The sequence below is a fragment of the Cellulosimicrobium cellulans genome (assembly GCF_001722485.1).
GTDB lineage: Bacteria > Actinomycetota > Actinomycetes > Actinomycetales > Cellulomonadaceae > Cellulosimicrobium > Cellulosimicrobium cellulans_A.
On sequence record NZ_LWGL01000227.1, the window covers coordinates 1 to 4,104 of the forward strand.

5 protein-coding genes are annotated in these 4,104 nt (G+C 76.3%); 2 read left to right on the top strand and 3 right to left on the bottom strand.

Translation table 11 applies throughout. The features are described from left to right. A partial coding sequence (locus JZ5iCDA_RS19440) for an endonuclease/exonuclease/phosphatase family protein (RefSeq protein WP_436967415.1) occupies window positions 1-312 on the bottom strand: 312 nt, incomplete at its 3' end. After that, window positions 309-1,499 (bottom strand): pyridoxal phosphate-dependent aminotransferase, encoded by a 1,191-nt coding sequence (locus tag JZ5iCDA_RS16060; protein ID WP_069388052.1) that lies wholly within the window; start codon window positions 1,497-1,499, stop codon window positions 309-311. The genes JZ5iCDA_RS16060 and JZ5iCDA_RS19440, both read right to left, overlap by 4 nt. 246 nt (window positions 1,500-1,745) lie before the next feature. Here JZ5iCDA_RS16060 and JZ5iCDA_RS16065 point away from each other — a divergent pair, with 246 nt between their 5' ends. Then, window positions 1,746-2,654 (top strand): hypothetical protein, encoded by a 909-nt coding sequence (locus JZ5iCDA_RS16065; RefSeq protein WP_069388053.1) that lies wholly within the window; start codon window positions 1,746-1,748, stop codon window positions 2,652-2,654. Window positions 2,655-2,780: 126 nt separating this feature from the next. Continuing rightward, window positions 2,781-3,392, top strand: a complete 612-nt coding sequence (locus JZ5iCDA_RS16070; RefSeq protein ID WP_083260095.1) for a hypothetical protein — start codon at window positions 2,781-2,783, stop codon at window positions 3,390-3,392. Between the two features lie 7 nt (window positions 3,393-3,399). On the opposite strand, the gene JZ5iCDA_RS16075 is transcribed toward JZ5iCDA_RS16070, so the two are convergent. After that, on the bottom strand, window positions 3,400-4,104 hold a 705-nt coding region (locus JZ5iCDA_RS16075), incomplete at its 5' end, for a polysaccharide deacetylase family protein (protein WP_139123170.1).

Consider the following 4,104-nt stretch of genomic DNA (forward strand, 5'->3'; position numbering starts at 1 on the left):
CCGCCCGGGCCGCGCCGCCCCGCGGTACGCGCCGAGCACGCCGCGCAGGGTCGGGGCCAGGTGCCAGTGGTCGGCGCGCATCGCCTCGGCGGCGACCGCGACGAGGTCGGCGCGCTGCGAGCGCGGCGTGTCCCGCTCGACCTCCTGCAGCGCGAGGACGTCGGCGTCCAGGTGCGCGACGGCGCGCGCGAACCGCTCGACGTCGACGAGGCCGTCGAGCGAGGATCCGTGCCGCACGTTGTAGGTCGCGAGGCGCAGGGTGCCGGGGGTGCGCGGCGGGAGCGCGGAGGGGTCGGTCGCCGGTTCGGTCACCGAGGCAGCGTGGCACGCCACGCGACGATCCGCTCGACGGCCTCGGCGACCGTCGTCGGTGCCGCGGCGAACGACAGGCGCACCCAGTCGCGGCCCGCGACGCCGTCGAAGTCGGTCCCGGGCGTGAGCGCGACGCCCGCCTCGGCGAGCAGCCGCTCGCACCACGTCACGGAGTCCATGCCGTCGGCGGAGACGTCGGCGTAGACGTAGAACGCGCCGTCGGCGGGCGCGACGCGGGACCAGCCGAGGTCGTCGAGGCGGGACAGCACGAGCTCGCGCGACGCGGCGTAGCGGCCGACGTTCTCCTCGGCGGCGGCGTACCCCTCGGCGGTGAACGCCGCGACGCCCGCGTGCTGCGCGAGCGCGGGCGGCGACAGCGCGACGTTGCCCGCGAGCGCGTCGACCGGCGCGACGAGCTCCTCGGGCAGCACGAGCCAGCCGAGGCGCCAGCCGGTCATCGCCCAGTACTTGGAGAACGAGCTGACGACGACCGCGCCGTCGCCGGTGTGCCGGGCCGCGGTGGGCAGGGAGCGCTCCGCGTCGCCGTAGACGATGCCGTGGTAGATCTCGTCGCTCACGAGGCGCACGTCGTGCTCGGCGCACCAGCGCGCGACGGCGTCCAGCTCGTCGGGCAGGATCATCGTCCCCGTGGGGTTGGCCGGGCTCGCGACCACCAGCCCGTCGAGGCCGCCCTCGTAGTACGCCTCCATGAGCTGGGAGACCGTCGGCTGGTAGCGCGTCGCGGGGCCGCAGTCGAGCTCGACGACCTCGCAGCCGAGCGCCGCGAGGATGTTCTTGTACGCGGGGTAGCCGGGGCGGGCGAGCGCGACGCGGTCGCCGACGTCGAACGCCGCGAGGAACGCGAGGAGGAACCCGCCGCTCGACCCGGTCGTCACGGCCACGCGCGCCGGGTCGACCTCGACGTCGTACCAGCGGCCGTAGTGCGCGGCGATCGCGCGGCGCAGCGCCGGCACGCCGAGCGCCTCCGTGTACCCGAGGTCGCCGCCCTCGAGCAGCTCGATCGCCCGGCGCCGCACGACGTCCGACGCGCCCGTCGCCGGCTCGCCCGCGCACAGGTTGAGCACCGACGCGCCCGCGTCGCGCAGGCGGTTCGCCTCGGCGAGCACCTCCATGACGGCGAACGGCGGCACGTGCGAGCGGCGGGAGACCTTGAGGCGACGGCTCATGGGTTCATCATGCCGCCGTCTCCGGGACGACCCCTGCTGGGCGCGGAGCGATCTCGGGGTCGCGTCCAGGGTGGTCCCCGATGTGCGGCCCACGTCGTCGACGGTTTCCTGCTCCCGGAGGGCGCGGCGACCCGCGCGCGCCCCTGACCTGGGGAGATCGTCGTGCCGGAGTCGACCGGAGCCGTCCGTACCGCACCACGCCGAGGCCCGTCGGGACCGCCCGGGGCGCCGACCGGGCTCCGCGCGATGCTCGCGTGGCACCGGCCGCTCCTCGTGGTCTCCGCCGCGATGGTGGCCGTGGCCGTCATCGCGCTCGTCGGGCTCGTCGTGGACGACCGCGTGCTGACCGGCGCACCGATCTGGCTCAAGCCGCTGAAGTTCGCGCTGTCCCTCGCGCTCTACGGCGTCACGTGGGCGTGGCTCATGTCGCTGCGCACGCGGCCGTCGCGGCTGCTGTGGTGGGCGGGCACGGTGATCGCGGCGACGTCGGCGGTCGAGATGGCCGTCCTGCTCACGCAGGTGGTCCGCGGGCGGGCCAGCCACTTCAACGTCAGCACCGAGCTCGACGCCCTGCTCTTCAGCGTCATGGGGATGACGGTGGCCGTCCTGTGGATCGCCACCCTCCTGGCCGCGGTCCTCGTCCTCGTCCAGCGCCTCGGCGCCCCGGCCGAGCGGTGGGCGATCCGCACCGGCGTGGTGATCTCCCTCGTCGGCCTCGCGCTCGGCGGCCTGATGATCGGCATGCCGTCGGGCGTCGAGGGGTACGCCGGCGCGCACAGCGTCGGCGTGGTCGACGGCGGCCCCGGGATGCCCGTCACCGGCTGGTCGACCGAGGGCGGTGACCTGCGCGTCCCGCACTTCGTCGGGATGCACGCCCTTCAGGCGCTGCCGCTGGTCGCGCTCGGGCTCCGGGCGTCGGGCCGACGCTGGACCGCGCTGTCCGGCGAGGGCGTGCGGACCCGGCTCGTGCTCGTCGCGGCGGCGCTGTACACCGGGCTGACCGCACTGGTCACGTGGCAGGCGCTGCGCGGGCAGCCGCTCCTCGAGCCAGACGGCGCGACGCTCGCCGCGGCCGGCGCGCTGGTGCTGGGCGGCGTCGCCGGAGCGGCGTGGTCGCTGCGCGCCGGGCGGGGTGCCGCCACCGCGACCGCCTGACCGCGCCGGAGCTCACCAGCGCGACGACGCCGTCCGTCGATCGGCCGACGCCGCGTGCACGGCCGACGCCGCAGGTCCGTCGTCCGGCCGATGCGCGGCCGGTGGCCGCGGTGGTGACCTGGGCGCATGGCGAGCACGGACCACCTCGACGACGCACGGGACGACGACCGGGACCGGGCGCACGACCGCGACGACGACGCGTACCGGCCGGTGCGCGGGTGGCAAGTGCTGTGGCGCGGCGGCTTCGCGACGTGGCACCGCGGGCACGAGTACGTCGTCGACGTCGACTTCCTCGACTGGGACGAGCGCATCCGGCTCTACCGCGACGGGCGGCTCGTCGACGAGCAGCGCCGTCGTGCCGCGTTCGACCTGCCGGGCGGGGCGGTGGTCGAGGCGCGCCTGAGCACGTACGGGATGCGGTACGTGCGCCTCGTCGACGGCGACGGCGTGCGCGACCTCGACCCGCTGCCGGGAACCGCGGAGGCGTGGCGCGACCGCCTGCACGCCGACCACCCGGGGGCGAGCCGCGCGCTCGGCGCGGTGTCGTGGACCGTGCTCGTCGTCGCGCTCCTGACCCAGGTCCCGCAGCTGCTCGGCGTGCTGTCGGGGTTCACGGGATGGGACCCGCCCGTGCTCGAGCTGCCGGCCGCGGTGAACACCGTGCTGTCCGTGGGCGGCGTCGCGGCCGCGGTCGAGCGCGCGCTGCGGCGCCGCTACCACCCGCTGCTCGACGACTGACCCGCCCTCACGGCGCGATCAGGTCCACCGTGACCAGGCGGTACCCCTGGGCGCGCAGGTCGTCGATCATCCCGGGGACCGCGTCGACGCTCGACGCGTGGATGTCGTGCAGCAGGACGACGCTGCCCGGGGTCGCGCCCTCGACCACGCGGCGCCGGGTCTCCTCCGTGTCGCGCGTGCGCCAGTCCTCCGTGTCGAGGTCCCACAGCACCACCTGCAGCCCCGCGCGCGTCGCGACGGAGCGCACCCGGTCGTCGACGTCGCCGTAGGGCGGGCGCAGGAACGTCGGGGTCGTGCCGGTCGCGTCGCGGATCGCCGCCTGGGTCCGCTCGAGCTGGTCGCGCACCGCGGCGTCGCCGAGCGTCGTCAGCCGCGGGTGGTCCCACGTGTGGTTGGCGGCCAGGTGGCCGCCCTCGACCACCGCGCGCGCCGTCCCGGGCCGCGCCGCGACGTTGCGCCCGATCATGAAGAACGTCGCCGTCACCCGCTTCTCGGCGAGGATCTGCAGGAGGCGGTCGGTCTCGGCGGTGGGGCCGTCGTCGAACGTCAGGGCGACGCAGCGCTCCACCGCGCAGTCGATCCCGGACGCCCGCCCCTGTGCCCGGCGCTGCTCGAGCGTCCGCGCGAGGCGGTCGGCCCACACCGCGTCGGCGGCGGCGACGACCGCGTCGCGGCGCGCGACCGTCTCGGGCACGGGGACGCCGCCCACGCC